We start from the raw sequence: 5,216 nt of genomic DNA on the forward strand, positions 1-5,216 counted from the left end.
CTTGAAATTTCGGCGCCGAAATGTTCTATTGAGAATCTCGATACCGATCAGCGCCGTCTTTTCGGCGCTGGTTTCGGTGTTCGACACATAGAGCATCGTTTATTTCTTATGAAGCGTGTTACGTTTCTGGAAAACAATTAATGAAAAAACAGGGGATTCTGGAACGAGTTGTTTTATTTAGCTGTGGTATTCTGGCAATCGTCTATAGCGTCATTGTATTAGGCTTCGTCACCACCAGCCCTGATTTACGCCTGCGCGCGATGCTGGACAGCGTCGAAGCAAAACCGGGAGAATCAGTTCCAGCCGGAATCGAAATTAAAGCGACTCCGGGCATCGTTAAAACGGGCTCCGCTCCCGCCCCGAAGCCCAGAGATATCCTCACCAAAATTGGCGATTATCCAATTCGTACCTTCCTCGATTTTTCGCGTGTGCTCAGCAAACTCCGCGATGACAAGCTGCCTCCCGGAAGCCAGCTACAACCCAATTCAGATCCTACCGAACTACCGGTTCCCAATATCGTCGAAATACAAAACAGCGGCCGATTTATCAAAGTCGAATACTTGAGTGCAAACGACGAAACGAAATCGCCCCGGTCCGCCTGGATCGAAATCCAATCGATTCCTTCAGGAGATGTGGCCATCTCGCTACTCTGGTTTTCACTGGAACTCGTGATTCTGGCCATCGGTGCTTTCGCTTACTGGATGCGGCCCTTCGATCGTACCACACGCATCTTCTTTACGATGGGAACCATCACGCTTGTCGCCTTTATTGGCGGGTACAACTGGTGGATTATCGCGGGAACGCTGCTGCTCAATACCCCCTTCGTCGTGTCAGCGATTTTAATCCCCGCCATTACACTTCACTTTTTTATTACTTATCCACGCGTGATACCCTGGCTGGCTCAGTTTCCCGTCGGTCTGCTCCGCGTTATATATTCGATTCCTGTCGCCACTACGATTCTGATCCTGGCATGCCTGACGTATCTGCGATGGACGTCTCATATTGATGCCGAAGACAAAGCCATCGTGCAGCTCGATTATCCGCAGCTGGTGTTCCAGGTCGTTTACGTCCTCCGCTGGGCCGTTTACACTTACATCAGCGTTGCCGGACTTTATTACCTCGCAACTCTGGCTGCGCTCTTTTATGGTTATTTCAAAAGCCAAAATGCTTACGAGCGGAACCAGTTGAAATGGATCGCGCTTGCCGGCCTGATTTCAACTATCCCCGTCGGTTATTCACTTTATCTGGCAGAATTCGATCGTACTCAGTTTGCCCTGGGTGGTGCGGGCATTCCGATGTTCCTGGCCAGTGTTTCTTTCATGGTCGCATTTGTCGTCGGAATCATTCGTTATCGGCTCATGCTGATCGAACAGATCATCAGCCGCGGTATGCTGTTTTATGTAGTGAGTGCCGGCATTTCCATTGTCTACGCCACGGTGATCTCTCTCGGATCACTGGTCGGCACACAATTAAACCGGGCTCCCAGTTCTAATCAAGCGGTCTCTGTTTTTCTGGTAATGCTGTTTGCCATTTCACTCCTGCTCTGGTCGCGGGATCGAATTCAACGCCTGATCGATCGGCGGTTCTTCCGGCAGAAATACCAACTCGATAAAGCATTAAAACGCATGAACCGGGCCGTCGGACGATTAGGCGATCAACGCTCCATCGCCGATCGTATGTTAACATCCTGTCGCGAGGTGCTCCAGGTCAAAAGCGCCGCCATTTATCTGCTCAATCCGGATCGCAATCAGTTTGAATTACTGACCGGCTTTCAAATTGAAAACGCGCCTTCAGCGGTCCCCTGCAGTCCCGAATTGCTGGAAGTTCTGGAAGGGGAACTCGCTTTTCAACGCATCGCCACCGGTCTCTTAAAAGAAGTTTCTCCAGCACAGCACCTGCTGCGGCAGTTGACTTTCGACTTCATCTACAATCTGGAACTGGATGGCGAATTTGCCGGATTTGTTGCCTTGGGACAACGATCGTCGGGCAGTCCCTATTCTGCGGAAGACCTCACTTTCTTAAATGCGATGGGGCAGATCACCAGCATCGCTCTGCACAGTACGAAAATTCATCAGGACCTCAGACGTCTCAATGAAGAAATGCGAATCAAAGTTGAAAAAATTGATGATCAACGCCGCCTCGTTTCCATCCTGCAAGCCGAACTGACCAACTCGCAGGAAATCTCCGAGCGTGCGGCTCCACACGAACTGCAGCGCGGACAGATCAAAGGTAACAGTCCGGCCATTCGTCTGGTGATGGAAACCGTACGCAAAGTCGCTAACTCCGAATCTACAGTCTTTATCCGCGGTGAAAGCGGAACCGGTAAAGAACTCCTGGCGCAAGCCGTTCATGAAAACAGTGATCGCCGCGAAAAACCGCTGGTCCGCGTCAACTGTGCCGCTCTGTCTCCCAGCCTGCTCGAAAGCGAACTGTTCGGCCATGTGAAAGGCGCATACACCGGCGCCCACGAAGATCGAATCGGTCGTTTCGAAATGGCAAACGGTGGCACATTGTTTCTCGATGAAATCGGCGATATTTCTCTCGATACTCAGGTCAAACTGCTGCGGGTTCTGCAGGAACGCGCCTTCGAACGCGTGGGCGGTTCGGAAACGTTGCACGTTGATGTCCGCCTGATTACAGCCACTCACCAGAATCTGGAACAACGTATTACCGACGGCCTGTTTCGCGAAGATTTATACTATCGTCTGAACGTCATCAGCATCACACTGCCTCCTTTGCGCGAACGCCGCGAAGATATTTTTGAACTGGCATTTTACTTCCTCAATCGAACCGCGAATCGCCTCGGCAAACGCATCACGCACATCGACCCCGACGCCATCGAAATGCTCGAACGCGCTCCCTGGCCGGGAAATATTCGCCAGTTGGAAAATGTCATCGAACGTGCCGTCGTGCTCGCCGAAGAAGAAGTCATCACGCTCAAAGATTTACCCGCCGATCTGGTCGAAGGCAAAAAACGTCTCCCCACCCGCGTGATCGAAACCAAACCTTCCGGCTCCGAAAAAGTACGGCGGCTCCCGTTATCCGATGTCGAAGTCATCTCTTTCCCCAGCAGTCAAAACAATTACGAACGTCAACTTTCAGAACCCGAACAGTTAAAAATGGCACTCGCCGAATGCGAAGGCAACAAAGCACAGGCGGCCCGCATGCTCGGCATGCCCCGCAGCACATATTTCAGCAAACTGAAAAAATATGGTCTCGATTGATCACCGCGCCTCCCTTCCGATTTTGAATCAGCCTTGACTTTTCCCCGACGGTTCCCCGCTCTGAAAACCTCTGTTTTTCCGCTGTCAGATTCCAACTTGACTTCTCCATCCCGATTGCAATGATGCGTGATACGCGTCGCGCGCGTGGAAATGATTTCCCGCCACTGAACCCATCCCTCGCTGTCCCGATTCGCACTATCAAACTCACTTGAAAAACCTGCTTTTTGCACAGACCGGCACAGACCACTTCACTTTGATCACGCTTTTTGGAACCCGTTTGGATCACCACGGGACGCATAATGGTCACAACAATTCGCGTAGCGCCGCCAACAATCCCGCGACTGACCACCGGCTCCCGCTTGACAGCGTCACGCCGATTGACATCATGGCGGGAACAGACCGGAAGCAGAAAATACATCCACACAAAATCCATCACACGCACCTCCGGCTCACTCAGAAACAATGAAATTTTCCGCACAACATCAGCCGTATTTTATCGCATATGACAGAGACCCCTGAGATGAACATTTTGCGCCGCTGACCGTTTCAATCCACCCGAATCTCCTGAAAAACAAACTTAAATAAGTCAAACGGAATTTTCTCTGCCCCCACGACCAGATAAAATGAGTGCCTCAGTCGGTTTCATTAAATCAGATTTTTTTCAAACTCGCCCGCCCAGAGGAACCTCACACGTGATCCATCTGCCTGTCATCAATCGACGTCTCTTTTTGACGCTGCTCATGCTTTCGCCTCTGCTCTCACTTACAACATCGCAGGCGGCTGAACCCGGACAGAAAACCATCCTGATGCGTTCGGGCTGGCAAACAGTCAACATCGGCGACATCGGACACACGCCCGGCACGCTCCGTTATCTCGAAACGTATCTGCCCGACGTCAAAGTCATTCTCTGGCTGCATAAAACGACCGACGAAGTCACCGCCATGCTTCAAAAGCGGTTTCCCAACGTGCAGATCGTGCAAGGCAAACTCAACGCCCGCGGCAAAGCCGACAACCCGGAATTTCAGAAAGCCTTCGATGAAAGCGATCTGTTCCTCTACAACAGCGGCATGCACTTTAACCAGTTCTGGCCGCCGCCAATCTACATCATCGAAGCCTGCACCGTCACGAACAAACCGTTTTGCCTGTACGGTCAATCCTTCGACGGTTTCGCGCCCGCTGATGAAGCAAAAATGAGCGAGTTACTCTCCCGCGCCGCAGCCATCTACACCCGCGATGTCGAATCGTTTTATTACCTGCGCAAGATCGGCGTCACTTCGCCGTCGCTTGCTTTCGGCCCCGACGGCTGTTTCGGCATCGATGTCCGCGACGACGCCAAAGCCGACGCTTACCTCAAAGCCCACGACCTGAAACCCAAAGAATTCATCACCGTCACCCTCCGCAGCAACACACCCAAAATCGGCGCGAAAAAAAGCACGTCGATGAACCCCGCCAATCCCAGCAAAGAAGACCTCGCCCAGAACGAACTCTGGACGAAAAAACTCCGCGAAGTCATCACCGACTGGGTCCGCAAAACCGGCAAGAAAGTGCTGCTGGCCCCCGAAGTCGATAAAGAAATCATCCACGCCAAAACCATGATCCTCGACAAACTGCCCGAGGACGTGAAGCCGTTTGTCGTCAACCGCGATCCCTTCTGGAACGTCGACGAAGCCGCCTCCGTTTACGCGCAGGCCATCGCCGTCGTCTCGATGGAACCACACTCCTGCATCATCGCCCTCGCAGTCGGCACCCCCACGATGCACCTCGCCAGCCCGCGTCACGGCCTCAAACGCTGGATGTTCCGCGATATCGGCCTCTCCGAATGGCTGTTCGACATCGACGCCGACCCCGCGTCACAGTTCACCGCAGCACTGTTAAAAATCGACGCCAAACCCGAGCTGGCAAAATCCAAAGTCAACCGCGCCATGCACACCGTCAACACCCGGTCCCAGGAAATGATAGGCGAACTCAAAGAGATCCTCAACCAGCAATAAG

Annotated in this window: 3 protein-coding genes; 2 read left to right on the plus strand and 1 reads right to left on the minus strand. The window is 52.4% G+C overall.

The annotated features are described in order from the left end of the window. The first annotated feature begins 140 nt into the window (after nucleotides 1-140). A complete protein-coding gene (locus tag Q0294_RS18305) occupies nucleotides 141-3,224 on the plus strand; it encodes a sigma 54-interacting transcriptional regulator (protein WP_299468336.1) in 3,084 nt (1,027 codons plus the stop codon). Here Q0294_RS18305 and Q0294_RS18310 read toward each other — a convergent pair. Further along, on the minus strand, nucleotides 3,193-3,642 hold the full coding sequence (locus Q0294_RS18310; RefSeq protein ID WP_299468339.1) for a hypothetical protein: 450 nt from the start codon (nucleotides 3,640-3,642) through the stop codon (nucleotides 3,193-3,195). The two genes, Q0294_RS18305 and Q0294_RS18310, sit on opposite strands and share 32 nt — an antisense overlap. 274 nt (nucleotides 3,643-3,916) lie before the next feature. On the opposite strand from Q0294_RS18310, the gene Q0294_RS18315 reads away from it, so the two are divergent. Next, on the plus strand, nucleotides 3,917-5,215 hold the full coding sequence (locus tag Q0294_RS18315) for a polysaccharide pyruvyl transferase family protein (RefSeq protein ID WP_299468341.1): 1,299 nt from the start codon (nucleotides 3,917-3,919) through the stop codon (nucleotides 5,213-5,215). Nucleotide 5,216 lies beyond the last annotated feature (1 nt).

It is taken from the genome of uncultured Gimesia sp. (assembly GCF_937919775.1).
GTDB lineage: Bacteria > Planctomycetota > Planctomycetia > Planctomycetales > Planctomycetaceae > Gimesia.